This window comes from Herbiconiux ginsengi, from assembly GCF_900107435.1.
In the GTDB taxonomy this organism is placed as follows: Bacteria; Actinomycetota; Actinomycetes; order Actinomycetales; family Microbacteriaceae; genus Herbiconiux; species Herbiconiux ginsengi.
In genome coordinates this window covers 72783-98021 of the sequence record NZ_FNPZ01000006.1, presented here as the reverse complement: position 1 = coordinate 98021, position 25239 = coordinate 72783, and the positions used below count along the sequence as shown (strand labels likewise).

The following is a 25239-nucleotide window of genomic DNA, read 5'->3' as shown; positions in this document are numbered from 1 at the left end:
GTCAGCGGGTGAGCGCCGGCACCCGCTTCGGCCGCACCACGAACCAGAGCGCCAGGATGCTCACCACGGCCGTGCCCGCCATCACCGAGGCCATCGGGGTCGAGCTGCCGATTCCGAGCACCCCCACGAGCGGCGAGATCAGGCCGGCCAGCCCGAAGTTCACCGCACCGAGCAGCGAGGCCGCCGTTCCGGCTTCGTGACCGTGCGCGTTCAGCGCCAGCACCTGCACGCACGGGAAGGTGAGGCCGCACGAGAAGATGAAGAACCAGAGCGGGATCAGGGTTCCGAGCAACCCGAACCCGAGATGGTCGAACAGGATGATCATGCCCGCGCAGGCGAACAGCATCACCGTCGACACGGCGATGATCCACTGCGGGCCGAAGTACTTCGTGAGCCGCGCGCTCAGCTGCGCACCGCCCACGATCCCGAGCGAGTTCACCGCGAACAGGATGCCGAACTGCTGCGCGTCGAAACCGTAGACCTGCTGGAAGAGGAACGAACTCGCCGAGAGATAGGAGAACAGACCCGAGAAGGTCATCCCCCCGATGATCGCGACGCCGACGAACACCGGATCGGTGAGCACGGCCCGGTATCTCTGCCGGGTGGTGGTGTGCCCCGAGTCGTGCCGTCGCTCGACCGGGAGCGTCTCACGGATCCACAGCGTCACCACCAGGATGACGAGCGCGCCGTAGGCCGCGAGCACCCAGAAGATGCCCCGCCAGTCGATCACGAGCAGCAACTGCGAGCCGATCACGGGCGCCACGATCGGCGCGAGACCGCTCACCAGCGCGAGGCGCGAGAGCATGACCACGAGTGGCCGCCCGCCGAACAGGTCGCGCACCATGGCCATCGCCACCACGCCGCCGGCGGCCGCGCCCATGCCCTGCAGCACGCGGAAGACGCCAAGGGTCCAGATGTCGGGCGCCACCGCGGCACCGATGCAGGCGACGACGTGCACGCCCGACGCGATGATGATGGGCATCCTCCGCCCCACCCGATCGCTCCACGGGCCCACCAGCAGCTGGCCGAGCGCGAAGCCGATCGTGGTGCCGGTGAGGGTGAGCTGGATGAGCGCGGCCGGCACGTCGAAATCGGCCTCGAGCACCGGGAAGGCGGGCAGGTAGAGGTCGATCGTGAAGGGCCCCAGGGCGGTGAGCGCGCCCAGGATGATCACGTAGACCAGGCGCTGCCGCGTGGTGAGGGAGTCGCCGGGGTGCACGACGGTGATGGGCGATGTTGCTGTGGTCACGATGACATTCCTGCGGGCGCACTGCCGCGATCCAGGGGCCGACGATGGTGATTGTCCGCGCAGCGAGGATCCTCGTCCCCCCGGCGTCCAGAAGAGTCTAGGCCGTCGGGAGCGTCATCCGTCAGGTGATGACGACGTCGATTCCACGTTTTTCGAACTCGGCGCGCATCCGCTCGTCGACGCCCGTGGTGACGAGGGTGTCGAATTCCTCGATCGACCCGATGCGGCCGAGATCCACCCGGCCGACCTTCGACGCGTCGGCCACGAACACCGCGCGATCGGCCGAGAGCAGCATGGCGCGCTTCAGCTCGGTCTCGGCGAGGTTGACGTTGGTCGCCCCGCCCTCCGGATGCACGCCGGTGCCGCCGAGGAACGCCAGGTCCACATGCAGGTCGTCGAGCACCTTCGCGGCGAACGGCGCCACCAGGGAATGCTGCAGCGGGCGCAGGGTGCCGCCGGTCACCACGACCGTGAAGCGCGGGATGGCGGGTTCGAGCGCGAGCGCGGTGGTGAGGCTGTTGGTCACGATCACGAGATCGTCGAGGTCGTCGCGTTCGAGGAGGGCTGCAGCCACCGCCGCGGGGGTGGTGCCGACGTCGAGGATCAGGCTCTCCCCGCTCCGCACCAGGGCGGCCGCGGCCACGCCGATGCGCCGCTTCTCCTCGGCCGAGGTGGACAGGGCCCGCTCGAAGGGCTCTTCGCGGAGCGACGGCCCTCCGCGCAGCACCGCGCCGCCGTGCACCCGGTCGATGGGGTTCTCGCGTTCGATGGCGTCGAGATCCGACCGCACCGTGACCTCCGAGACTCCGAACTCACGGCTCAGATCGGCCACCCGAACGAAGCCGGTCTCCGACACCCGGGCCAGGATGCGCTCGCGCCGCACGGCCGCAGGAAGCTGCTCGAATTCGTTGGCCATGCGCAGAGTTTCGAATACTTCGCTTTGCTTGTCAATTCCTAAGTTCTGCCCGACTTGACTTGTGGTATCGAAAGTGGCTTACTCGTGGTGTGAAACAGCTCTCCCACGGCATCGTCAAGCGCGTGCACCACCTCTCCGACGGTCGCGAACTCATCTACTTCGACGACGCCGACACCACCCTCGATCCCGAACGCGCCCCGGATGAACGACCCCCGGCCGAGCGGCCCGCGGTCGCGTCGATGCGGCAGGACCCGCTGACCGGCGAATGGGTCTCGATCGCCTCCGCCCGGCAGAACCGCGTGATGCTTCCGCCCAAGCACCTCGATCCGCTCGCCCCGTCGACACCCGAGAACCTCACCGAGGTGCCGAGCAACTACGACGTCGCGGTGTTCGAGAACAAGTCGCCCTCGTTCGGGCCGGATCTCGCCGCGGTGACCGGCGCATCCGGAACCTACGACGACGCGGAGGCGCTCTCGGAGCTCGCCCGCATCGGCCTCGGCCGCACGCGCCCCTCCATCGGCCGCTGCGAAGTGGTGTGCTTCAGCCCCGACACCGACGGCTCCTTCGCCACGCTCTCCGAGTCGCGCGCGCGCACGGTGATCGAGGCCTGGGCCGATCGCACCGCCGCGCTCTCCGCGATGCCCGGCGTCGAACAGGTCTTCCCGTTCGAGAACCGCGGCGAGGCCATCGGCGTCACGCTGCACCACCCGCATGGCCAGATCTACGCCTACCCCTACATCACCCCGCGCACGCAGAAGCTGATCGCCTCGATCGAGAGCTACGGGCCGACGCTCTTCGCCGACATCCTGGCCTTCGAGCAGGAGTCGGATCGCGTGGTCTACCGCGGCGAGCACTTCACCGCCTTCGTGCCCTTCGCCGCGCGCTGGCCCCTGGAGCTGCATCTCCTCCCCCACCGCCACGTGCCCGACTTCGCGGGCCTGACCGAGGAGGAGCGCGACGAGCTCGCGGTGCTCTACCGCCGTCTACTGCGCGCCATCGATGCGGTCTACGACACGCCCACCCCCTACATCTCCGCCTGGCACCAGGCGCCGGTGCACGCCCACCGCGACGACATCCGCCTGATGCTGCAGATCACCTCGCCCCGTCGCGCCGCCGACAAGCTGAAGTTCCTGGCCGGCTCCGAGGCGGCCATGGGAGCCTTCATCGGAGACGTGCTGCCGGAAACCAGCGCGGCCCTGTTGCGCGAAGCCCTCGAACGATCGGACGCCCAGCTGTGACCACCGCCTCCTCGCTCCAACACTCCGTCGTCGAGGGCTTCGCCGCCCGCTTCGGCGAGACGCCCGATTCGCTCTGGTCGGCGCCCGGCCGGGTGAACCTGATCGGCGAGCACACCGACTACAACGACGGCTTCGTGCTGCCCTTCGCGATCGATCGCCGCACGGTGATGGCCCTGCGAAAGCGTGACGACCGCGTCATCCGCATCGCCACCTCCTTCGCGCCCGAGGTCGTGGAGATCGCCATCGACGACATCTCGCCCGAGACGGTGGGCGGCTGGTCGGCGTATCCCCTCGGCATGGTGTGGGGGGCGACCGAGTTCGGATCGGTGCTCGACGCGGCGTTCGGATTCGACGCGTACCTCGAGTCCGACATCCCGGTCGGCGCCGGCCTCTCCTCCTCGGCCGCGCTCGAGAGCGTGTTCGGATTGGCGATCACCGAGCTCTGGTCGCTCGGCTACGACCGGCAGTCGATCGCGCGGATCGGCCAGTTCAACGAGAACCAGGTCGTGGGCGCCCCCACCGGCATCATGGACCAGTCGGCGTCGCTCCTCGGCGAACAGGACTCCGTCGTGCTGCTGGACTGCCGCTCGCTCGACGCCTCCGTCATCCCCCTCGGCCTGTCGGATGCGCAGCTCACCATCGCGGTCATCGACACCAAGGTGACGCACGAGCACGCGACCGGTGGTTACGCCGCGCGCCGCGCTTCGTGCGAGCTCGGGGCGAAGCTGCTCGGCGTGACCTCGCTCCGCGACCTCACGGTCGACGACCTGCCCCGCGCGTCGCGGGAGCTCGACGACGAGACGTTCCGCCGGGTGCGACACGTCATCACCGAGAACGAGCGCGTGCTCGAGACGGTGCGCACGTTGCGCGACAAGGGCGCGACCGCGATCGGCCCCCTGCTGGACGCCTCGCACGTGTCGATGCGCGACGACTTCGAGATCTCGGTGCCCGAGCTCGACCTCGCGGTCACGACGGCGCAGCAGCACGGCGCGATCGGCGCGCGGATGACCGGCGGAGGCTTCGGCGGATCGGCGATCGCCGTCATCCCGTCCTCCCGCGTGGAGGCCCTGCGCACCGCCACGCTCGCCGCTTTCGCGGCAGCGGGCTACGCCACCCCCGACGTCTTCACGGTCACCCCCACCCGAGGCGCCGCCCGCGAGTCCCTCTCCTGACCCTCCCGGTTCGCGACTCGTCCCGAACTGGGCAGAATCGCGCGTTTTGGCCCCGTTAGGGACGAGTCACTGTAGCGGGCACGTCCCAGGTAGGACGATTGGGACGAGCGGCGGCGGGAAGGGGTGGATGCGCGTCAGTCGCGCACGATGAGGGCGGCCAGTGTCGCGGGGGCGGAGCCGCCGGGCACCTCGCCGGTCACGCGACCGGCTGCCATGCCGATCACGCGATCGCAGACGGCGAGCAGTTCATCGAGGTCGTCGGATGCGATCACCACGGCCTTGCCCGAACGGGCGATCCGCGCAAGGCCGGCGTGCACCTCGGCGCGTTCGGCGGGCGTGGCGCCGGCCGTCGGGTCGCCGAGCAGCAGCACCAGCCGTTCCGAGGCGGCGAACTCCTTCACCAAGCCCCGGATGTGGTCGCTCTGCGAGCCCTCCCGACTGAGCGAGCGCACGGCGCCGAGCAGGCGACCGCCCCACCCGTCTCCCGGTCCGAGGTCGCTGTCGCGATCGACCAGCCCCGCCTTGACCAGCCCCGGCAGCTTCGACGACGACACCGGCACCGCGATGCCGCCCACGAAGCGCACCCGGTACTGAGGCGCATCCGTCGACGCGAAGTAGAGGCCGGCGGCGATCGCCCGCTCCACCGTGTCGGCCTTCACCTGGCTGCCGCGCACCGACACCGTGCCGGTCGGCTTCGTGCCCGCCGAATTGCCGTACACGCTGAGCAGCAGCGCCTGCGCACCCGACCGGCGGAGACCGGCGATCCCGACGATCTCACCCGATCGCACCACGAGGTCGGCGCCGTCGACGAGGAGGGACTCCGGGTCGAGCGGATCGTGCGTGCTCCAGCCGGTGATGCGCAGAAGCTCCGGCCGTGCAGCGATGTCGGCCGCCGAGCCGGACTCCCGCTCGGGCCCCGGTCGGGGCCCCCGGTCGACGAGTTCGGTCAGCACGTGCGCGCGCACCCGCTCCGCCGCCGCCACCCCGTCAGACCATTCGGAACGCGGATGCTCCGCCACCACGGCGGAATCGCGCACCACCACGAGCCGGTCGGCATACCCGAGCGCCTGCCGCGGCTTCTGCGTGAGCACGAGCACCGCGATCCCGCGTTCGGCGACCGATCGCAGGAGACGGAAGAAGCGCCCGGCGTCGGCCTCACCGAGGCGCTCGGCCGGTTCGTCGAGCACGACGGATGTCGCTGAGCGGGCGATCGCGCGGGCGAGCTCCACGATCAGCCGGTCGTACTCACCCAGCCCGCGGGCGCGCATCCGGGGCGTCAACGACGAACCGAGGCCCCTCAGGATCTCGGCCGTGTCGGCGCGGGTGCGCTCCCAGTCGATGCCCAACGGGATCGGCCCGAGCCGCTTCTTGCGCTCGTTGCCGAGGAAGACGTTCTCGGCGACGTCGAACCCCGGCGTGAGACCGCGGCGCCGCCCGATCAGGGCCGTGGCGGGCACGCGGGCGGCGGCCTCCGTGGAACCCGGGCCGCGAGCGAGGATCCGGTCGGTCGTCTCGCGAAGCACGACGTCGAGGCCTGATCCGTTCTCGCCGCACAGGGCGACGAGCTCGCCCACCGCGGCTCCGACGGCATCCCCCGAGGCGAGCGCGAACAGCACGCCGTCATCCGTTTCCGTGCTCATGCCTCACTCACCCTGCAACGCTAGCCCCCAACAAGCTCGCGACCCGTCGTCTCCGGCCGTGAAACAGGGAACACAGGGCCGGAGGCGACGGGTCGCGAGGAGGATGTGGCGCGTGGGACTCAGCGACCGCCCGAGCGGCGGCGGTTGTAGACGTCGAAGGCCACGGCCAGCAGCAGCACGAGGCCCTTGACCACCTGCTGCCACTCGATGCCGATGCCGAGGATCGACATACCGTTGTTCAGCACACCGATGATCAGACCACCGATGATGGCGCCGCCGATGGTTCCGACACCGCCCTGAACCGCTGCGCCACCGATGAAGGCCGCGGAGATGGCCTCGAGCTCGAAGCCGTCACCGGCCTTCGGCCCGGCCAGGTTGAGACGGGCGGTGAAGATGAGCCCGGCGAGCGCCGCCAGGAAGCCCATGTTCACAAAGAGCCAGAAGGTCACCCGACGGGTCTTGATGCCCGACAGCTCGGCCGCGTGCAGGTTTCCACCGATCGCATAGATGTGCCGGCCGAAGGTCGAGCGGTTCATCACGATGCCGTAGATGAGCACGAGCACGGCGAGCACGATGAGCGTGACCGGGATGCCCTTGTAGGTGGCGAGCGCGAAGGCGAACAGGCCGATCGCCACCGCGACCAGCACGAGCTTGGTCACGAACCAGGCGAAGGGCTCGACCTCCTGGTTGTAGCTCTGGCGAGCGCGTCGGGTACGGAACTGCTGCACGAACAGGGCGACGATCGCGATCGCGGCGATGCCGAGGGTCAGCGGGTCGAGCTGGAACTCACCGAACAGGTTGGTGAGGAAGCCGTTGCCGAGCGCCCGGTACTCCGCGGGGAACGAGCCGATGTTCGCGTTGCCCAGCACGACGAGCGCCAGGCCGCGGAATATCAGCATGCCGGCCAGCGTCACGATGAACGCCGGTATGCCCACGAAGGCGATCCAGAAGCCCTGCCAGACACCCACCAGAGCTCCGACGAGCAGCGACAGGATGATCGACAGCCACCACGGCAGCCCCCATTGCACCGCGAACACGCCCGAGACCGCACCGACGAAGGCGGCGACCGAGCCGACCGAGAGGTCGATGTGGCCGGCGATGATGACCATCACCATGCCGATCGCGAGAACGAGGATGTAGCCGTTCTGCACGATCAGGTTCGAGATGTTCTGCGGCCGCAGCAGGATGCCGTTGGTGAGGATGCTGAACAGCACCACCACCAGGATCAGCGCGATGAAGATGCCGTTCTTGCCGAGGTCGCCCAGGATGTGGCTGAGCCGGTCGGTGAACTTGTTCTCCACGGGATTGACCTGCGCGCCCGCGGCGGTCGAGTCGGACGGCTTGGTTTCCAAGTCAGACATAGTCGGTGTATCTCCTCTCCGGTAGCGCGGGCGCTAGCGGGGCTTTTCCATGGTCATGAGTTTGAGAAGGGCTTCGGGGTTGGCTTCCTCGATCGGCAGCTCGCCGGTGATCCGCCCCTCCGAGAGTGCGTAGATGCGGTCGCAGATGCCGAGCAGCTCCGGCAGCTCCGAGGAGATCACGATGATGCCCTTGCCCGATGCTGCGAGCTTGTTGATGATGCTGTAGATCTCGTACTTCGCGCCCACGTCGATGCCACGGGTGGGCTCGTCGAGGATCAACACCTCGGGGTCGGCGTAGATCCACTTCGACAGCACCACCTTCTGCTGGTTGCCGCCGGAGAGCTTTCCGGTCTTCGACAGCACGCTCGGAGCCTTGATGTTCATGCTCGTGCGGTACTCGTTCGCGACCTGGAACTCCTTGCCGTCGTCGACGATGCCGAAGCGCTCGAGCTTGTCGAGCGCGGCCATCGAGATGTTGCGCTTGATGTCCTCGATCAGGTTGAGGCCGTAGGTCTTGCGGTCTTCGGTGGCGTAGGCCAGGCCGTTCTGGATGGCCTCCGACACGGTGCGGGTCTTCACCTCTTTGCCGTCGATGAACACACGGCCCGAGATCTTCGATCCGTAGCTGCGGCCGAACAGGCTCATCGCGAACTCGGTGCGCCCGGCGCCCATCAGTCCGGCGATGCCCACGATCTCGCCGCGGCGCACGTGGATGTTGACACCGTCGACCATGACGCGGTTGGGGTCTTGGGGGTGGTGCGCGGTCCAGTCCTCGACCCGCAGCACCTCCTCGCCGATGTGCGGCGTGTGGTCGGGGTAGCGGTGCTCGAGGTCGCGCCCCACCATGTCCTTGATGATGCGCTCTTCGGTCACGTCCGTCTTGGCGATGGTCTCGATGGTCTTGCCGTCGCGGATGATGGTGACCGAGTCGGCGACCTTCTTGATCTCGTTCAGCTTGTGACTGATGATGATCGACGTGATCCCCTGCTCCTTGAGGTGCAGGATGAGGTTCAGCAGGTGGTCGGAGTCCTCGTCGTTGAGCGCCGCGGTCGGCTCGTCGAGGATGAGGAGCTTCACGCGCTTGGAGAGCGCCTTCGCGATCTCGACCAGCTGCTGCTTGCCGACGCCGAGGTCGATGATCTTGGTGGTCGGGTTCTCGCGGAGGCCCACACGGGCGAGCAGCTTGGCGGCCTCGTGATTGGTCTTGTTCCAATCGATCAGGCCGAACGCACCCTTCTGCTCGTTGTTCAGGAAGATGTTCTCGGCGATCGAGAGGAAGGGGCTGAGCGCCAGCTCCTGGTGGATGATGACGATGCCCTTCGCCTCCGAGTCACGGATGTCGCGGAACTGCACGACTTCGTCCTCGAACACGATGTCGCCGTCATAGGTGCCGTGCGGGTAGACACCCGAGAGCACCTTCATGAGCGTCGACTTGCCGGCGCCGTTCTCACCGCAGATGGCGTGCACCTCGCCGCGCTGCACGTCGACGGTCACGTTCTGAAGGGCTTTGACGCCCGGAAATGTCTTCGTGATGCTTCGCATCTCGAGGATGTTCGTTCTCGCCTGGATGTCATCCGTCATGCGCGATTGCCTGCTTCCTTGCCGGTGGCCTGTACCTTACTCGCCGAGTGCTCGACCCGGCGCATCCGCCCCGCCCACGCGTGCAGGCGGGGCGGGGCGGATGCCGTGGAGAGAGGGCTGACTAGCCCTTGATCTCGTCTTCGGTCCAGTAGCCGGACTTGACCAGGACGTCTTCGATGTTGTCTTTGACGACGATCTGCGACTCGAGCAGGTAGGAAGGAACGACCTTCACACCGTTGTCGTAATCGGTGGTGTTGTTCGTCTCGGGCTCGTTGCCCTGGAGGAGAGCGGTCGCCATGTCGACGGCCACCTTCGCCAGGTTGCGGGTGTCCTTGAAGATCGTGGCGAACTGCTCACCGGACTCGATGGCCTTGACCGAGTCGAGCTCGGCGTCCTGACCCGAGATGATGGGCCATTCTGCACCGACCGTGTAGCCGGCGTCGGTGAGGGCGGAGATGATGCCGCGCGAGATGCCGTCGTAGGGCGAGAGCACCGCGTTGACCTTCGAACCGTCGGAGTAGCTCGACGTCAGCAGGTTCTCCATGCGCTTCTGGGCGGTCTCGCCGTCCCAGCGGAGCGTTGCAGCCTGCTCGAAGTCGGTCTGGCCGCTCTTCACGACGAGGGTGCCCTTGTCGATGTAGGGCTGCAGGGTGTCGATCGCGCCCTCCCAGAAGAAGGTGGCGTTGTTGTCGTCGGGCGAACCGGCGAACAGCTCGATGTTGAAGGGGCCGGCGGGAGCACCGTCGGTCGCCTTGCCCTCGAGGTCGACGAGGCCGAGGCCGTTCAGCACCGAGTTGGCCTGCTGCACGCCGACCTTGTAGTTGTCGAACGACGCGTAGTAGTCGACGTTCTCGGTGTCTCGGATCAGGCGGTCGTAGGCGATGACGGGGATGTCGTTGTCGGCGGCCTCCTGCAGCACGCTGGTGAGCGTGGTGCCGTCGATCGACGCGATGATCAGGGCCTTGGCGCCCTTGGTGATCATGTTCTCGATCTGCGAGACCTGGGTGGGGATGTCGTCTTCCGCGTACTGCAGGTCGACGGTGTATCCGGCGTCCTCCAGCTGCGACTTGACGGCGTCGCCGTCCTGGATCCAGCGCTCCGACGACTTCGTCGGCATCGCGACGCCGATCAGGCCGCCGTCTCCGCCTCCCGCGCTGTCGGTGCTTCCGCCGCTTCCTCCGCTGGAGCAGGCCGCGAGGCTGACCATCAATGCACCCGCGGCGACTCCCGCGAGCAGTGTCGTGATCTTCACTGTGTTTCCTTTCGTGTTTCTGTGAGGGACTTCTTCGTCTTGGGTCAAGGTGAGAGTTGTGAGGCGAGCCGGTAGCGCTCGTCGAGCGCATCCTGCGCGATGGGGATCGGCTCGCCGAGCTGGCGGGCCAGGTGCACGGCGCGAGCCGCGTCTTCGACCAGAACGGCCGAGCGCACCGCGCTGCGGGCATCCGGGCCGATGGTGAAGGGGCCGTGGTTCTGCATCAGCACCGCGGGCGAGCGATGGCCGGACAGGGTGTCGACGATGCCGCGGCCGATCGCGTCGTCGCCGATCACGGCGAACGGGCCCACCGGGATCTCGCCGCCGAACTCGGCCGCGATGGCGGTGGTGACGCACGGGATCGGCTCGCCGCGGGTGGCCCAGGCCACCGCGTAGGGCGAGTGCGTGTGCACCACTCCGCCGACCTCGGGCATGTTCCGGTAGACGTAGGCGTGGGCCGCGGTGTCGCTGCTCGGCGAGCGCCCGGCGCCCGGAGTGCCCTGCACCACGACGCCGTCGAGGTCGCACAGGATCATGTTCTCGGGGGCGAGCTGGTCGTAGGAGACGCCGGACGGCTTGATCACGAACAGGTCGGCGCCGGCCACCCGGCCGGACACGTTGCCGCCGGTCCACACGACGAGCCCGTAGTGCCGGAGCTCGGCGTGCAGGTTCGCGACCTCGGCGCGGAGGCGGGCGATGCCCACCTCGAGCTCAGGCCCGAAGCCGCTCACCGGGATGCCCCTGGCATCGGCTGGCTGCTCGTCATCACGACGCTGACTCCCTCGTCCGGTTCTTGTCGCATTCAGTGTGACCGTTCACATTCGGTCTGATGTGAACGGTCACATCGGTTCATCATGTTAGCCCGATAGTGGATTCCCGTGTCAACCCGCAAATGTCTCGGTTCGATAACCGAGTGCTCCGCACGCCTCGGGCGACTAGGCGGAAGGGGGTGCCGTGGAGCTCCGGACGACCAGTGTCGGAATCACCGAGCCGGGCGCATCCGTCCCCTCCGGCAGCTCGTCGTGATCGATCAGCAACGCCACGCACCGGCGGCCGAGTTCCGCGAAATCCTGCCGCACCGTGGTGAGCGGCGGCCAGAAATGAGCGGCCTCCGGGATGTCGTCGAAACCCACCACGCTGATGTCGCGCGGCACGTCGAGCCCCTCGTCGTGGATCGCGTGCATGAGCCCGAGCGCCATCTGGTCGTTCGACGAGAAGATGGCGGTGAAATCGCGCACGCGGAGCAGCTCGCGGCCTGCGTGGTAGCCGAATTCCGCCGTCCAGTCGCCGAGGATGGGCGCCGTGGTCGGCACGTCCTGGTCGCCCATCTCCCGCAGGAAGCCCTCCATCCGCGCCTCCGCCTCGATCCAGTCCTGCGGCCCCGCGAGGTGGTAGATGCCGCGGTGGCCGAGCTCGATGAGGTGCCGCGTGGCCAGCCGCGCGCCGGTCATCTGGTCGACCGAGAGGGCGTGGTCGTTGAGCCGGCCGGTCGATTGCAGGGTCACGAACGGCAGGTCGAGCTGCATCTCGGCGAGCGTGTCGAACACGCGCACCTGAGGCGCGATGACCACGATCCCCTCCACCGCCTGGTCGAGCAGGTGAGTGATCGCCCGGGCGATGGAGTGCGAATCGGCGCCCTCGGCGTTCGCCGTCACCACGAGGTACCCCTGCAGCACCGCGGCCTCTTCGATGGCCTGGATGCTCGAGGCCGGACCGTACTCTGAGCGGTGCGAGGTGAGCACCCCGATCGTTCGGGAACGGCTGGTCACGAGGGCGCGGGCGGCCCGGTTCGGCCGGTACTGCAGTTCGCCCATCACCGCGAGCACACGGCTCTTGGTCTCGTCGCGGATGCTCGGATGGTTGTTCAGCACCCGGGAGACGGTCTGGTGCGAGACACCGGCGAGCTTCGCGACGTCGCGGATGCTCGGGGCACGCGGGCGCTTCGCCTCGGGAGGGGTTTCGGAGGTCACGTATCCACTCGCATCAGTGCCGGTGTGCACGTTCACAAAGAGTGGACGCAGTTACATTATGCACACTCCGGCCGTCGACTCCCTGCGAAGAATGTGACTGTCACACGGCGCACTCGGATGCCGAGTGACAGTCACATCCGCGGAGGACGCGCTCATGAGGGCTACCGCGAACCGGCGGAGACCATCACCTTGGCGGCCCGCAACGGGCGGGTCGAGTAGGTGACCCGATCGCCCGAGCCGTCCACGGTGCGCACCGTGAGTCCGGCGTCTTCAGCCGCGAGGCCACGCCACGCGAGCGCCCGCTGGAGGGCGGGCTCGTCGCGATGCGCGCCGTCGAACTCCACCACGAAGTCGGGAGCCAGGATGGCACCCGCTTCGGCGAACTGACGGTGAGCGGAGCGGATCAGCGCCGCTCCCCAGACCTCGGGGTGCGGCAGTGACGGATCGACGGCGAGACAGCGGAGCTCGACGGGATGCACCGCCCCGACCGGGCCCCACCAGACCCCGCGGGCGACCGGTCGGTCGTCGACGAAGGCCAGCCAGGTCCAGTCACGGCGGAGCGTGCCGGCGGCGAGACCGCGGCCGAACTCCAGGGCGTCGATACCGCGCACGGGATCGGGACCGGGTTCGGGATGGAGACTGAGGAAATCCAGGAGCGCCCGGTCGTGGGCGCGACTGCTTGATGTGAACACGAGAAGACTTCTTCCATTGAGAGGACCAGCGAGGAGGTGCTGACTCGGCGCTCAGGGCGCAGGAGGCGCCGGGCGCGCAAGGCGCAGTGCGCGGAGTCAGTACGCGCCCGGCGAAGGGGCGCTTTCTGGCGAAGGGCCAGGCAGGCAGTCGAGAAGGACTAGCCTGCGAGGCTCCTGATCGGGGAAAGCGCCGGAATGATCGAAATCATGGGACTCACCTTTCCCTTCTCTGTCTCAAGGCGACAGTCTGTCGCGGTCTCCGAGATTAGCGGGCCGCGCGGCGTGGGCGCAACCCCCTTCGTGGAATCGTTCGGAGTCAGTGGCTGCCGGGCACGCCGGTGCGGCGCGGGAGCGTGAACACGAGGGCGAAGGCGAGCAGGGCGAAGCCGACGCTCACGGCCATCGCGGAGGTCGCACTGGTTCCGAATCCGGTCGCGACGGCATCCGGCGTCTGCCCGTCGATCACCAGCGTGCCGAAGAAGACACTGCCGATGACGGCGATGCCCACCGCGCTGCCGACCCGCTGCATGGCGCTGATCACGCCGCTGGCGGCGCCGGCTTCGGAGCGATCGACCGTCGCGACGATGAACTGCGCGTTCGGCGCGATGAAGAGGCCGTTGCCGAGCCCGGCGATGAGCAGCGGCGCGATCAGCTCCCAGTTGGTGAGATCGGAGGGGTCGGTGAGCAGGAGCACGAGCCACACCCAGGCGAGCCCGCCGGTCACCGCGGCCGTGCCGATCACGAGCACGGTGCGGCCGAGGCGCTGCGCGAGCCGCCCGCTCTGCGAGGAGCCCACGATCGAGCCGATCGCGAAGGGGATCGAGACGACCCCCGACTCCAGCGCGGTGTGGCCGAGCCCCGCCTGCCAGAGGATCGAGATGGTGAAGAAGATGCTCGTGAAGGCGGCGAAGTACACCAGGGCCAGGATGACCCCGCCGGTGAAGGAGGGGTGGCGGAACAGCCGTGGAGGCACCAGAGGGCTGCGACCGCGCTTCGCGTAGGCGACCTCCCAGGCGCCGAAGGCCACGATGAGCAGGGCGCCGACAGCGAGAGAGACGAAGGTCCAGAGCGGCCAGCCTTCGTCTTCACCCTGGATGAGCGGCACCAGCAGGGCCACCAGGCCCGCTGACACGAGCACGAGGCCGAGCCAGTCGATGCCCGCCTTGACCGGCGACGCGGCTGACGTGGGCCCGTTGATCGACACGGAGATCGCATCCGATTCCCGGTGTCCGGGCAGCAGAATGGCGGCGGCGGCGAGCGTCGCGATGCCGATCGGCAGGTTGACGCCGAACACCAGCCGCCAGCCGTTCTCGGCACCAAACGCCTCGATGATGAGACCACCCACGATCGGGCCGAGCGCGGAGGAGACTCCGATGACGGCGCCCATGATGGCGAAGGCCTTGCCGCGCGAGCGGAACGGGAACAGCAGCTGGATGTAGGCGGTGACGGCAGGCACGAACATGCCGCCGGCGAGCCCCTGCACGACGCGCGACACGACGAGTTGCACGTCGTTCTGCGAGAGGCCGCACGCCAGGCTCGAGACGGTGAAGAGAGCGAGGCCGCTGAAGAACACCCACTTGTGCCCGATCCGGTCGCCGATGCGGCCCGCGGGGATGAGGGCGAGGCCGAACGCGAGGGCGTAGCCGGAGATGATCCACGACAGGGTGGCCTCGGAGGCGTCGATCGAGGTGCGGATGCTCGGCAGGGCAACGTTCACGATCGTGGTGTCGAGCAGCGCGATGAACATCGCCGCGAGCAGCACGATCAGCGCTTGCCAGGCCCGGCGCGGGATAGCGGGCGCCGGGGCGCTCGAGGTAGGGAGTGCGGCGTCAGTCATGAGGGGTGGCCTTTCGCGCCTTTTCGTCGGCGATGATGTCGGGGAGGAGGGAGAGCAGTCGCTCATGCGAGTCGACTTCGGCGGTCAGCCGGTCGACCCGGTGCTGCATCACCCAGGCCTCCGCGGCGGAGAGATAGGGTGCCGCCGCGCGCGACAGGAACTGCTGCTCGGCGAGCTTGGTGCGCAAGGCCAGCACGCGGGTCTCGATCACGGGCACGAGCTCATCGAGGGTTTCGGGGTCCAGACGGGCCATCGCCAGGTCGAAGGGATCGTTGCGGAAGTCGACCACGCTGAGCCCGGATTCCCGCAGGGTGGCGAGCGCGCGCCGCCCCTCCTCCGTGATCTCGAACACTTGGCGCTCGGGATACGACCCCTCCCGCTCGACCCGCACCTCCGCGATCAGGCCCTCGTTCGCGAGACGCTTGATGGCTCCGTAGAGCGAGCCGACCGAGACATCCGTCCACAGATGGATGCGCTCCTCCTCGGCCAGCAGTCGCAGCTGATGGCCGTGCATCGGGCCCGCGGAGTCGAGGCTCCCGAGAATGAAGAGACGAATGGATGACACGCGAGTACTCTCGCACGACTAGTTGCGTGACGTCAACCCGGCGGAAGGGCGGACGTGTAGGGTGTGGCTGTGGCGCACGTCAACCCGACGCCGGGATCGCAGAGTTCATTGCGCGAAGCCAATCGCGGGAGGATCGTCGACGCCCTCAAGTTCCACGGCCGGTTGACCCAGGTCGAACTCGCCGGCGCAACGGGCCTCTCGCCCGCCACGGTGTCGAACATCGTGAAGGAGCTCGCGGCCGCCGGCGTGCTGCACACCTCCACCTCTACGCGCAGCGGCCGCCGCGCCATCCAAGTCTCGCTGGCACGCCAGCTCGGCCTGGTGGCCGGACTGCACTTCTCGAGCCGGCACCTGCGCGTGGCCGTCTCCGACACGGCGCGCACCGTCGTCGCCGAGACCCACGTGCCGCTCGCCGCCGATCACCGGCACGATAGCGAACTCGACCGCGTGACGCTGCTGCTCACCGACATGGTGGAGTCACTCGGCGCCTCCCTTTCCGACCTGCTCGCGATCGGGGTCGGCCTGCCCGCCCCGGTCGACACACGCAGCAACACCGTCGCCCCACTCGGCCTGCTGCGAAACTGGGAGGGAGTCGACATCGCCGACAGCCTGTCCCGGCGCACGGGCGCGGCCGTCTTCGTCGACAGCGAGGCGAATCTCGGCGCAATCGCCGAGACCCGGGGCGACCTCCGCCGCATCGAAGGCGTCGCCGCCTACATCCGCGTCGGCCATACGATCAGCGCCGGACTGGTGGTGAACGGCGTGCCGTTCCGCGGAATGACGGGGAAAGCCGGCCAGATCGGGCACATCACGATCGACGAGAACGGCCCGATCTGCCGGTGCGGCAACCGGGGTTGCCTGGAGACGTTGGCGGGCGGGCGGGCCCTGCTCGACCTGTTCCGCGGCGACCCGAGCATTCAGCGCCTCAGCGACCTGATCGTGCGCGCCGAGAACGGCGATCCGAGTTCCAGCCGGGTGATCGCGGATGCCGGGCGCCACATCGGCATCGCGGCCGCCAGCCTCTGCAATCTGCTCGACCCGGATCGCATCATCATCGGCGGCGAACTGGCCGAGACCGGCGAGATCCTGATCGCACCGCTCCGGCACGCCCTCGAGCGTTCAGCACTCGGCGGTACCACCGAGGCGCCGGAGGTCACACGCTCCCTCCTCGGCGACCGATCCGAGCTCATGGGAGCTCTCGCCCTGGCCATCGAGCACGTCGCGCTCGACGCCGAGGGCCGCCTTCTCGAGAACGCCTGATCGGCGCGACGGGCGCTCTTCTGCTCCCGCCTCCCCCTCGTTGAGTTCGGGAGATAACGACATGGTTGCATTCTTCGGCAGTATTGAGTTCAAGAATTGACGCCAAATCTTTCGAGTGGCAAGCTCGGACAAAACCGCCAATGAGGGCGGTCCAGTGAGAGGTAAATCAATGAAGACCACCAAGAAACTCACATTCCTGGCTGCCGGACTCCTCGTCGCGGCGGGAGCCCTGTCGGCGTGTGCCAGCGGGGGCGGCGGAACGAGCACCGACTCGGCAGGAAGCGGTGACAGCGGAAGCGGCGCGAAGATCGCGCTCCTCCTGCCGGAATCGAAGACCGCTCGCTACGAGCAGTTCGACCGGCCCCTCTTCGAGGCCAAGGTCAAAGATCTCGGTGGCGGTGAGGTGCTCTACTCCAACGCCGATCAGGACGCGTCGAAGCAGCAGCAGCAGGCTGAATCGGCACTCACCTCGGGCGCCAAGGTGCTCGTGCTCGACCCGGTCGACGCCGAGGCCGCTGTGAGCATCGTCTCCGAGGCCAACGCCCAGGGCGTTCCGGTGGTCTCCTACGATCGCCTGGTCGCGGGGGGCAAGCTCGACTACTACATCTCGTTCGACAACGAGAAGGTCGGCGAGCTGCAGGGCGAGTCGATCGTCGAGAAGCTGAAGGCCGATGGCGCCACCGGCGGAATCCTGATGGTCAACGGCTCGCCCACCGACGGCAACGCCGCGCTGTTCAAGTCAGGCGCCCACAGCAAGATCGACTCCTCCGGCCTCAAAGTGCTCGCCGAGTTCGACACTCCCGACTGGAGTCCCGACAAGGCTCAGGATTGGGTGGCCGGCCAGATCACGCAGTTCCCCGGCCAGATCTCGGGCGTCTATGCGGCGAACGACGGCACCGCCGGTGGAGCGGTCGCCGCACTGAAGGCAGCGAACGTCACCCCGTGGCCGATCATCACCGGTCAGGACGCCGAGCTCGCCGGCATCCAGCGCATCGTCGCCGGCGACCAGTACATGACCATCTACAAGGCCATCAAGCAGGAGGCCGAGAAGGCGGCCGAGATCGCCGTCTCGCTCGCGGGCGGCGACACGGTCTCGGGTGACACCGACGTGGACGGCACCCCCGCCACGCTGCTCGACCCGGTGGTCGTGACCGTCGACAACATCATGGACACGGTCGTCGCCGACGGGTTCTACACCGTCGACGACATCTGCACCGCCGAGTACGCCGACGCGTGCGCCGCGGCCAACATCAAGTAGCGACGCGCGATACCGATCACTGCAGGCACGACACGGATGCTGACCGGAACACCCTGTTCCGGTCAGCATCCGTGTCTGCTACTTTCCTGACAACGACAAGGGAATGAACATGACGCTGACGTCACAGCCCACCACCGAACGGAGCCGCCCAGGGGATCACATCCTCGCGTTGCGCGGAGTCGGAAAGAAGTTCGGTGCCATTCAAGCCCTCACCGACATCGAACTGGATGTGCACGCGGGGGAGGTCGTCGCGATCGTCGGCGACAACGGCGCCGGCAAGTCGACCCTGGTGAAGATCCTCGCCGGGGTGCATCCTCCCGACGGTGGGACCATCGAGTTCCACGGCAACAAAGTGGCCATCGCGAGCCCGGCCGACTCGAAGCAGCTCGGCATCGCAACGGTGTTCCAGGATCTCGCGCTCTGCGACAACCTCGACGTCGTCGCCAATCTGTGGCTCGGCCGGGAGCTCACCCACAACGCCTCGCTCGACGAGGTCGAGATGGAAAAGCGGTCGTGGACACTGCTGCGCGAGCTCAGCGCCAAGATCCCGTCGGTGCGCACGCCCATCGCTTCACTCTCGGGCGGCCAGCGGCAGACCGTCGCGATCGCCCGATCGCTGATCGGCGAGCCCAGCGTCGTCATCCTGGACGAACCGACCGCCGCTCTCGGGGTGGCACAGACCGCCGAGGTGCTGAACCTGATCGAACGCCTGCGCGAGCGCGGGCTCGGCGTCGTGCTGATCAGTCACAACATCGCCGACGTACAGGCGGTCGCCGACCGTGTCGTCGTTCTGCGCCTCGGCCGCAACAACGGCGACTTCCGCGTCGCCGACGTCTCGAGCGAGACCATCATCGCCGCCATCACCGGCGCCACCGACAACGCGGTCACCCGACGTGCCGCACACAAGACCGCTTCAACGTCCATCGTCACGGAGGCCTCGGAATGAGCGACACGAAATCGTCGGCGGCTGACGTCGCCCAGGACGCGACGGCCTCCACCGTCGCCACCGACCTGCAGGACGAGCGCCTCATCCACAACGCGGGAGCAGGCGGCGCCGTACGCGCCTTCTTCACCCGGGTGCGTGGCGGCGACCTCGGCACCCTCCCGGTCATCATCGGGCTGGTCGTCATCTGGGCGGTGTTCCAGCTCCTCAATCCGAACTTCCTCTCCAGCACGAACCTGGTGAATCTCACCCTGCAGTGCGCGGCGGTCGGAACGATCTCCATCGGCATCGTGCTGGTGCTGCTGCTCGGCGAGATCGACCTCTCCGTCGGCTCGGTCAGCGGCTTGGGCGCGGCGATCCTCGCCGTCACCTTCGTACAGCAGGGCTGGAACCCGATCTTCTCGATCCTGCTCGCGCTCGCCGTCGGCGTCGCAATCGGCCTGCTCTACGGATTCCTCTACACCCGCTTCGGGGTGCCGAGCTTCGTGATCACACTGGCCGGTCTGCTCGGCTTCCTGGGCCTGCAGCTCTGGGTGCTCGGCCCGACCGGGTCGATCAACATCCCGTTCGACTCCTTCCTCGTGCAGTTCGCGCAGCAGTGGTTCCTGCCGGCCTGGGTCTCCTACCTCCTGATCGTGCTGTTCGTGGCGGTGTACGCGTGGCAGCTCGTCTCGCAGGCCCGTCGCCGCACAGCGGCCGGGCTCTCGGCGATGCCGGCCGGGTCGATCATCGTGCGCGCCGTCGTGCTGCTCCTGCTGCTCGGCGCTGCGGCCTGGTATCTCAACCTCACCCGCGGCGTCGGCGCGATGTTCGTGTTCTTCCTGGCACTCGTCCTGATCTTCAACTACGCCCTCACCCGCACTCGATGGGGTCGTGCGGTGTTCGCCGTAGGCGGCAACGTCGAGGCGGCACGTCGTTCGGGCATCCGGGTGAACCGCATCTACATGTCGGTGTTCGTGCTCTGTTCGACGCTGGCGATCGTCGGCGGCCTGCTCGCGGCCTCCCGTCTCGCGGCGGCGAACCAGGGCTCGGGCGGTGGCGACATCAACCTGAACGCGATCGCCGCCGCGGTCATCGGCGGAACCTCGCTGTTCGGTGGACGTGGATCGGCGTTCTCGGCGCTGCTCGGAATCCTGGTCATCCAGTCGATCTCCTCCGGCCTGACGCTGCTGAACCTCGACTCCTCGGTGCGGTACATGATCACCGGCGTGGTGCTGCTGCTGGCCGTGATCGTCGACTCGCTCTCGCGTCGCTCGCGTCGGGCGGCGGGCCGAGCCTGAGCGTCCTCCATCGGCTCGTCCCGAGTCGCGCTTCCGTCTCGCGGAAGGTCGACTCGGGACGAGCCCTTCATTGTGCCGGGACCGGACGTCGAATATGTTGTCGTTGAGAACTTTTAGATCCGTTTCCCCACTCGCAGTCCCCAGGAGACACCCATGACGCTCGTCGCCGGCATCGACTCGTCCACGCAGAGCTGCAAGGTCGTCATCCGCGACCTCGAGACCGGGGCTCCCGTGCGCCAAGGCCGCGCGCCGCACCCGGCGGGCACCGAGGTCGACCCGCAGGCCTGGTGGGAGGCTCTCACCGCGGCGATCACCGACGCGGGCGGGTTGGACGACGTCGCGGCGGTGTCGATCGCCGGGCAGCAGCACGGCATGGTGGTGCTGGATGCCGCGGGAGAGGTCATCCGCCCCGCCCTGCTCTGGAACGACACGCGCTCGGCGGCGGCTGCGACCGACCTCGTCGCCGAGTTCGGGGCGGCCGCGCTGGCCGCCCGAACCGGTTCGGTGCCGGTCGCGTCGTTCACGGCCACGAAGCTCCGCTGGCTGAGGGACGCCGAGCCCGGGAACGCGGCGCGGGTCGCCGCCGTGGCCCTCCCCCACGACTGGCTGACCTGGCGTCTGCGCGGCTACGGGCCGGCATCCGCCAGCCCGCTCGGGCCCGTGCTCGACGAACTCGTGACCGACCGCTCCGACGCGAGCGGCACGTCGTACTGGAGCCCGAGCACGGGCGGATACGACCGCGAGCTCCTGGTGGCCGCACTCGGCCACGACGTCGTGCTGCCACGTGTGCTCGGGCCGTCGGAGCCGGCCGGATCGACCGTCGCACTGTCGGGCCCCGGCCTCCCCCCGGTGCCGGCGGGCATCGTGGTGGGCCCCGGCGCCGGCGACAACGCGGGAGCCGCGCTCGGGCTCGGAGCCACCGAAGGCGATGTCGTCGTCTCGATCGGCACCAGCGGCACCGTCTTCGCCGTGACCGGGGCGCCTTCGACCGACGAGAGCGGCACCGTGGCGGGGTTCGCGGATGCCTCGGGAGCGTTTCTGCCGCTGGTCGCCACCCTGAACGCCGCGCGCGTGCTCGACGCGACTGCGGCTCTGCTCGGCGTCGATCACGACGGCCTCGGCACCCTCGCCCTCGCCGCTGCCCCGGGCGCCGGCGGACTCGTGCTTCAGCCCTACTTCGAGGGCGAGCGCACGCCGAACCTGCCCGACGCCACCGCGACGCTCTTCGGCATGACGCTCGCGTCGACCACCCGGGAAGGGCTCGCGCGCGCCGCCATCGAAGGCCTGCTCTGCGGGCTCGCCGACGGCCTGGACGCGCTGCGCCGAGTGGGCGTCGAACCCGCTCGCATCCTGCTGATCGGCGGTGCCGCGCTGAACCCCGCCGTGCAGTCCATCGCGGCCCAGGTGTTCGACGTGCCGGTGACGGTGCCCGAGCCCGGAGAGTACGTCGCCGACGGCGGCGCCGTGCAGGCCGGCTGGGCCCTCACCGGTGTGCGCCCGACCTGGACGGTCTCGACGGCGGCGACACCGGCGCCCGACTTCCGTTCCGTCATCCGCGAACAGTACGCGGCCCACTGAGGCCGCCCCTCCCCGCTCCTCCCGGGCCGCCTCCGGCCCGATGTCGACCATCGACCCGCCCCACGAGGAGGCGGGCACATCGACGCGCACCGTAGAATCATCCATGCTTTCGACGAGATTCGCCATGTATCAGCGTGCTCGGTGCGACGTAATCTCAGTTCGCACCTCATCCCGAACCCTCGCATCACACACTTGCAAAGGAGCATGATGTTCGGACCACGCAACAACCGAACCGCCCGGCTGGCACTCGCGGGCGCCGTCACCCTCGGACTCGTCGGGGGTCTCGCCGCCTGCTCGAGCGGCGGCGACAGCGGATCGACCGCCTCCGCCGACAACCCCGTCGAGATCACCTTCCAGTCGTGGGTGCCGAACATCGACCAGGCCGTCGACGCGTTCAACGCCTCGCACGACGACGTGAAGGTCACGCTCGAGACCGTCACCGCCGGCCCCGACGGCGGCTACGCCAAGATGCTCTCGGCCGTTCAGGCGGGCAACCCCGCCGACGTGGCGCAGCTCGGCTACGACGCCATCCCGGACTTCCTCGTGAACGACGCCCTCGAAGACATCACCGATTACGTCGGCGACTCCTCCGACCTCTTCGTGCCCTGGCAGTGGAACACCGGCGTCTTCAACGACAAGGTCTACGCCGTGCCGCAGGCCTCCGGTCCGCTCGGCCAGTTCTACCGCAAAGACATCTTCGACTCCCTCGGCATCGCCTACCCCACCACCTGGGACGAGTACTACCAGGCCGCGAAGACCATCCACGCCTCCGACCCGAACAAGTACATCACCGCCTTCGCGTTCAACCAGGCTCCCTGGCTGATCGGGCTCTCGCAGCAGGGTGGAGCGAACTGGTTCTCCACCTCCGACGACGCCTGGAACGTGACGATCGACGACGAGTCCACGCTGAAGGTCGCCGACTTCTGGCAGAAGCTGATCGACGAAGGTCTCGTGAAGATCGAGGCCGACTTCTCGAGCGAGTGGAACGCCGACATCCAGAACGGCAACGTGGCGACCTGGATCTCGGGTTCGTGGGCCGATGCGATCCTCCGTGGCACAGCCCCCGACACCGCGGGCAAGTGGGCCGTGGGCGCGATGCCGCAGTGGCAGGCCGGCGAAGACGTCTCGGCCACCTGGGCCGGCGGCTCCGCGAGCGCCGTGTTGAAGGGTTCGAAGCATCCGAAGGAGGCGGCCGAGTTCGCTCTCTGGCTGAACTCCGACCCGGAGAGCGTGAACATCCTCACCAACGTCGGCGCCGGCTGGCCCGCCATCGCCGACACCTCGGAGATCACGTCGCTGCAGAGCGACCCGGAGGTGTTCTCCTTCTACGGCGGACAGGACATCTGGGACGTCTTCGCCGCCTCGGATGCCGCGGTCGACACCTCGTGGAAGTGGCCGCCGCTGTCCTCCACCCTCTTCTCCTCGCTCACCGACAACGTCAAGAGCGCCGTGGAGGGCGGCACGCCGCTGACGGATGCGTACACGAAGACGCAGGACGACATGGTCGCGGCCCTGAAGGCCAAGGGCATCTCCGTCAACTGACGGCGAACGGGGCGGGATGCGCAGGCATCCCGCCCCGTTTTCCGTCCGGCACCCGAGTCGAGGAAACTGGCACGACAATGGCACTCACCGCATCCCGCCCCAAACGGCGCTTCCGGCCCGCACTGTGGGTTCTGACGCTCCCGTTCGTCATCATGTTCGCGCTGTTCTTCATCGCGCCGATCGTCTACGCCATCGTCGACAGCCTGTTCTCCACGAAGGCCTCGGGGCTCGGCTTCGGTGCACCGGAGAAGGTCTTCGTCTTTCTCGACAACTACGCGGCGGCGCTCTCCAACCCCTCCTTCGTCGAGAGCCTCGGTCGGCTGCTCCTGTTCTCGCTGATCGAGGTGCCGCTGATGGTGGTGACCGCGCTCGGTCTCGCCCTCCTGCTCGAATCGGCGCGGGCACGCTGGCCGCGGTTCTTCCGCGTGCTCTACTTCGTGCCCTACGGCGTGCCCGGGGTGATTGCCGCCCTGCTCTGGGGGTTCCTCTACATCCCCGCCACCAGCCCCGTGCTGCAAGGGCTCGCGGCCGTCGGCATCGACGTCAACCCGCTGTCCTCGAGCGGAGTGCTGTTCGCCATCGCGAACATCGCGCTCTGGGGCTTCGCCGGCTACAACATGCTCATCCTCATCGCCGCCCTGAACGCCATCCCCTCCGAGTTGTACGAGGCCGCCCGCATCGACGGCGCATCAGAGTGGTCGATCACCTGGAACATCAAACTCCCCCTGGTGCGCCCCTCCGTCATCCTCGTGACCGTCTTCACCATCATCGGAACGCTGCAGCTGTTCGTCGAACCGCTCGTGCTCCGCCCGCTCACCACGGCGATCAGCTCGGACTACACCCCGAATCTCGCCGCCTACAACCAGTCGTTCGCCCAGGGCAACCCGAGCCTCGCCGCCGCCATGGCCGTCATCGTGGCCCTGATCGGCTTCGTGTTCTCGTTCGGGTTCCTGCGCCTGGTCAACCGGAAGGGGAACCGCGCATGGTGAACCGCTCACGCCCGGGCGTGCAGAAGACCTCCGTCGCCCGCTCCCAGCGCATCAAGCAGCCCGTCGGCAGCTCCATCGTGGTGAACGGCATCCTCGTGCTGGCCGGCATCTACTTCTTGCTGCCCATCGTGTGGGTGCTGATCGCGGCCACGAAGACGCCGGGGCAGCTGTTCAACAGCTTCGGACTCTGGTTCTCCGACTCGCCGCAGGCCTGGCAGAACCTCGTCAACGTCTTCACGCAGGACAACGGCATCTTCTCCGTCTGGATTCTCAACAGCGTGCTCTACGCCGCGGTCGGCGCCTTCGTGGCAATGGCCATCTCAGCAGCCTGCGGCTACGCACTCGCGAAATACGTCTTCCGAGGGCGTGAGACGCTGTTCTCGATCATCCTCGGCGGCGTGCTCGTGCCCGCCACCGTCATCGCGTTGCCGCTGTACTTCCTGCTCAACTCCGTGGGCCTCACCGGAACCTACTGGGCGGTGCTGCTGCCCAGCATGGTCAGCCCCTTCGGCGTCTACCTCGCGCGCATCCACGCGAACGCGGCCGTGCCCGACGAGGTGATCGAGGCGGCCCGCATCGACGGCGCCGGCGACCTGCGCATCTTCGGCTCCATCGCGACCCGGATGATGATGCCCGCCCTGGTCACGATCTTCCTGTTCCAGTTCGTCACCATCTGGAACAACTACCTGCTGCCGCTCGTGATGCTCAACAAGACCGAGACCTTCCCGATCACGCTCGGGTTGACCCTGTGGAACTCGCAGACCCAACGCGACCCGATGTTCTACCAGCTGGTGGTCACCGGTTCTGCCGTCTCGGCCATCCTGCTCGTCATCCTCATGATCTCGCTGCAGCGTTTCTGGAAGGCCGACCTCACCGCCGGTTCGACGAAGGGCTGACGAGCCGAGGAGCCGGCGCG

The 25239-nt window shown here is 68.1% G+C and carries 21 protein-coding genes; 10 read left to right on the top strand and 11 right to left on the bottom strand.

What is annotated here, in order from left to right:
- Nucleotide 1 precedes the first annotated feature (1 nt).
- Together BLW00_RS20460 and BLW00_RS20455 are read right to left on the bottom strand one after the other, a co-directional pair.
- Nucleotides 2-1249 carry a multidrug effflux MFS transporter gene (locus tag BLW00_RS20460; RefSeq protein WP_245741710.1) on the bottom strand — a complete coding sequence of 416 codons (1248 nt, stop codon included), beginning with the start codon at nt 1247-1249 and terminating at the stop codon, nt 2-4.
- A gap of 121 nt (nt 1250-1370) precedes the next feature.
- Nucleotides 1371-2165 (bottom strand): DeoR/GlpR family DNA-binding transcription regulator, encoded by a 795-nt coding sequence (locus BLW00_RS20455; protein WP_092557726.1) that lies wholly within the window; start codon nt 2163-2165, stop codon nt 1371-1373.
- An 89-nt stretch (nt 2166-2254) separates the two neighbouring features.
- On the opposite strand from BLW00_RS20455, the gene galT reads away from it, so the two are divergent.
- Together galT and galK are read left to right on the top strand one after the other, a co-directional pair.
- A complete protein-coding gene (gene galT, locus BLW00_RS20450; protein ID WP_245741709.1) occupies nt 2255-3403 on the top strand; it encodes a galactose-1-phosphate uridylyltransferase in 1149 nt (382 codons plus the stop codon).
- Complete coding sequence (galK, locus tag BLW00_RS20445; protein ID WP_092557724.1) at nt 3400-4575, top strand: galactokinase; 1176 nt, start codon at nt 3400-3402, stop codon at nt 4573-4575. Before galT ends, galK begins: the two co-directional genes overlap by 4 nt.
- Nucleotides 4576-4709: 134 nt before the next feature.
- Here the strand turns inward: galK and BLW00_RS20440 are convergent, their stop codons facing one another.
- From BLW00_RS20440 to BLW00_RS20400, 9 genes are all read right to left on the bottom strand, one after another.
- Entirely contained in the window at nt 4710-6215 is a 1506-nt protein-coding gene (locus BLW00_RS20440) for a sugar ABC transporter ATP-binding protein (RefSeq protein WP_092557722.1), read from the bottom strand.
- Nucleotides 6216-6334: 119 nt separating this feature from the next.
- Entirely contained in the window at nt 6335-7576 is a 1242-nt protein-coding gene (gene mmsB, locus BLW00_RS20435; protein WP_092557720.1) for a multiple monosaccharide ABC transporter permease, read from the bottom strand.
- A gap of 33 nt (nt 7577-7609) precedes the next feature.
- Nucleotides 7610-9157 carry a multiple monosaccharide ABC transporter ATP-binding protein gene (gene mmsA / locus BLW00_RS20430; protein WP_092557718.1) on the bottom strand — a complete coding sequence of 516 codons (1548 nt, stop codon included), beginning with the start codon at nt 9155-9157 and terminating at the stop codon, nt 7610-7612.
- Nucleotides 9158-9278: 121 nt separating this feature from the next.
- Nucleotides 9279-10364: a multiple monosaccharide ABC transporter substrate-binding protein gene (chvE, locus tag BLW00_RS20425; RefSeq protein WP_175494483.1), complete on the bottom strand. Its 1086-nt coding sequence runs from the start codon at nt 10362-10364 to the stop codon at nt 9279-9281.
- A gap of 89 nt (nt 10365-10453) precedes the next feature.
- Entirely contained in the window at nt 10454-11140 is a 687-nt protein-coding gene (locus BLW00_RS20420) for an L-ribulose-5-phosphate 4-epimerase (RefSeq protein WP_092557714.1), read from the bottom strand.
- A 204-nt stretch (nt 11141-11344) separates the two neighbouring features.
- The gene (locus BLW00_RS20415) at nt 11345-12379 is read right to left on the bottom strand and encodes a LacI family DNA-binding transcriptional regulator (protein WP_092557803.1); all 1035 of its coding nucleotides are present in this window, start codon (nt 12377-12379) and stop codon (nt 11345-11347) included.
- Nucleotides 12380-12540: 161 nt separating this feature from the next.
- The gene (locus BLW00_RS20410) at nt 12541-13071 is read right to left on the bottom strand and encodes a hypothetical protein (protein ID WP_092557712.1); all 531 of its coding nucleotides are present in this window, start codon (nt 13069-13071) and stop codon (nt 12541-12543) included.
- A 316-nt stretch (nt 13072-13387) separates the two neighbouring features.
- Nucleotides 13388-14908: an MFS transporter gene (locus tag BLW00_RS20405; protein ID WP_092557710.1), complete on the bottom strand. Its 1521-nt coding sequence runs from the start codon at nt 14906-14908 to the stop codon at nt 13388-13390.
- Nucleotides 14901-15473: a PadR family transcriptional regulator gene (locus tag BLW00_RS20400; protein WP_175494475.1), complete on the bottom strand. Its 573-nt coding sequence runs from the start codon at nt 15471-15473 to the stop codon at nt 14901-14903. Before BLW00_RS20400 ends, BLW00_RS20405 begins: the two co-directional genes overlap by 8 nt.
- A 69-nt stretch (nt 15474-15542) precedes the next feature.
- On the opposite strand from BLW00_RS20400, the gene BLW00_RS20395 reads away from it, so the two are divergent.
- The 8 genes from BLW00_RS20395 to BLW00_RS20360 all read left to right on the top strand — a co-directional run bounded on the left by BLW00_RS20395 (nt 15543) and on the right by BLW00_RS20360 (nt 25219).
- A complete protein-coding gene (locus BLW00_RS20395; protein WP_175494473.1) occupies nt 15543-16733 on the top strand; it encodes an ROK family transcriptional regulator in 1191 nt (396 codons plus the stop codon).
- A gap of 169 nt (nt 16734-16902) precedes the next feature.
- Nucleotides 16903-17991 (top strand): sugar ABC transporter substrate-binding protein, encoded by a 1089-nt coding sequence (locus tag BLW00_RS20390; RefSeq protein ID WP_092557708.1) that lies wholly within the window; start codon nt 16903-16905, stop codon nt 17989-17991.
- A 109-nt stretch (nt 17992-18100) separates the two neighbouring features.
- Nucleotides 18101-18937, top strand: coding sequence for an ATP-binding cassette domain-containing protein (locus tag BLW00_RS20385; protein WP_092557797.1), 837 nt, complete (start codon nt 18101-18103; stop codon nt 18935-18937).
- Complete coding sequence (locus BLW00_RS20380; protein WP_092557706.1) at nt 18934-20214, top strand: sugar ABC transporter permease; 1281 nt, start codon at nt 18934-18936, stop codon at nt 20212-20214. The genes BLW00_RS20385 and BLW00_RS20380 overlap by 4 nt, the downstream gene beginning before the upstream one ends.
- Nucleotides 20215-20367: 153 nt before the next feature.
- A complete protein-coding gene (gene xylB, locus BLW00_RS20375) occupies nt 20368-21792 on the top strand; it encodes a xylulokinase (RefSeq protein WP_092557704.1) in 1425 nt (474 codons plus the stop codon).
- 207 nt (nt 21793-21999) lie between these two features.
- On the top strand, nt 22000-23334 hold the full coding sequence (locus BLW00_RS20370; protein ID WP_175494471.1) for an ABC transporter substrate-binding protein: 1335 nt from the start codon (nt 22000-22002) through the stop codon (nt 23332-23334).
- 77 nt (nt 23335-23411) lie between these two features.
- Nucleotides 23412-24323, top strand: a complete 912-nt coding sequence (locus BLW00_RS20365) for a carbohydrate ABC transporter permease (protein ID WP_092557701.1) — start codon at nt 23412-23414, stop codon at nt 24321-24323.
- Nucleotides 24317-25219, top strand: a complete 903-nt coding sequence (locus tag BLW00_RS20360) for a carbohydrate ABC transporter permease (RefSeq protein WP_092557699.1) — start codon at nt 24317-24319, stop codon at nt 25217-25219. Before BLW00_RS20365 ends, BLW00_RS20360 begins: the two co-directional genes overlap by 7 nt.
- Nucleotides 25220-25239 lie beyond the last annotated feature (20 nt).

Bases quoted from the DNA above. Each gene is read 5' to 3' on its own strand.
- BLW00_RS20360 (WP_092557699.1), top strand. From the start codon at position 24,317: ATGGTGAACCGCTCACGCCCGGGCGTGCAGAAGACCTCCGTCGCCCGC.
- xylB (WP_092557704.1), top strand. From the start codon at position 20,368: ATGACGCTCGTCGCCGGCATCGACTCGTCCACGCAGAGCTGCAAGGTC.
- BLW00_RS20455 (WP_092557726.1), bottom strand. From the start codon at position 2,165: ATGGCCAACGAATTCGAGCAGCTTCCTGCGGCCGTGCGGCGCGAGCGC.
- mmsA (WP_092557718.1), bottom strand. From the start codon at position 9,157: ATGACGGATGACATCCAGGCGAGAACGAACATCCTCGAGATGCGAAGC.
- BLW00_RS20365 (WP_092557701.1), top strand. From the start codon at position 23,412: ATGGCACTCACCGCATCCCGCCCCAAACGGCGCTTCCGGCCCGCACTG.
- BLW00_RS20390 (WP_092557708.1), top strand. From the start codon at position 16,903: ATGAAGACCACCAAGAAACTCACATTCCTGGCTGCCGGACTCCTCGTC.
- BLW00_RS20370 (WP_175494471.1), top strand. From the start codon at position 22,000: ATGTTCGGACCACGCAACAACCGAACCGCCCGGCTGGCACTCGCGGGC.
- BLW00_RS20385 (WP_092557797.1), top strand. From the start codon at position 18,101: ATGACGCTGACGTCACAGCCCACCACCGAACGGAGCCGCCCAGGGGAT.
- BLW00_RS20405 (WP_092557710.1), bottom strand. From the start codon at position 14,908: ATGACTGACGCCGCACTCCCTACCTCGAGCGCCCCGGCGCCCGCTATC.
- BLW00_RS20380 (WP_092557706.1), top strand. From the start codon at position 18,934: ATGAGCGACACGAAATCGTCGGCGGCTGACGTCGCCCAGGACGCGACG.
- BLW00_RS20440 (WP_092557722.1), bottom strand. From the start codon at position 6,215: ATGAGCACGGAAACGGATGACGGCGTGCTGTTCGCGCTCGCCTCGGGG.
- chvE (WP_175494483.1), bottom strand. From the start codon at position 10,364: ATGGTCAGCCTCGCGGCCTGCTCCAGCGGAGGAAGCGGCGGAAGCACC.
- mmsB (WP_092557720.1), bottom strand. From the start codon at position 7,576: ATGTCTGACTTGGAAACCAAGCCGTCCGACTCGACCGCCGCGGGCGCG.